Genomic DNA, 230 nt, shown 5'->3' with positions numbered 1-230 from the left:
CGGTGTTCGCTTCCTCCGTGAACATTGGCGGCGTGGACGTCCGGATCACAGTATTCATCTGGATCGCCTTGGTCCTGATAGCCACGTGGGTGCTGATGCGTACGCGTGTTGGCAACTGGATCTTCGCCGTGGGCGGAGACGCGAACGCGGCGCGCGCAGTGGGCGTCCCGGTCAAGGCAACGAAGATCGGGCTCTTCATGGGAGTTGGCTTCTGCGGCTGGATACTCGGC

Annotated in this window: 1 protein-coding gene; it reads left to right on the top strand. The window is 62.6% G+C overall.

Features of this window, described 5'->3' with window-relative positions; all coding sequences use genetic code 11:
* Positions 1 to 17 precede the first annotated feature (17 nt).
* On the top strand, positions 18 to 230 hold a 213-nt coding region (locus SB764_RS45105), incomplete at its 3' end, for an ABC transporter permease subunit (RefSeq protein ID WP_410867448.1).

It is taken from the genome of Paraburkholderia sp. SIMBA_027 (assembly GCF_046535315.1).
Taxonomy (GTDB): domain Bacteria; phylum Pseudomonadota; class Gammaproteobacteria; order Burkholderiales; family Burkholderiaceae; genus Paraburkholderia; species Paraburkholderia tropica.
The sequence above is the reverse complement of the archived record's forward strand: the minus strand, read 5'-3'. Positions and strand labels throughout refer to the sequence as shown.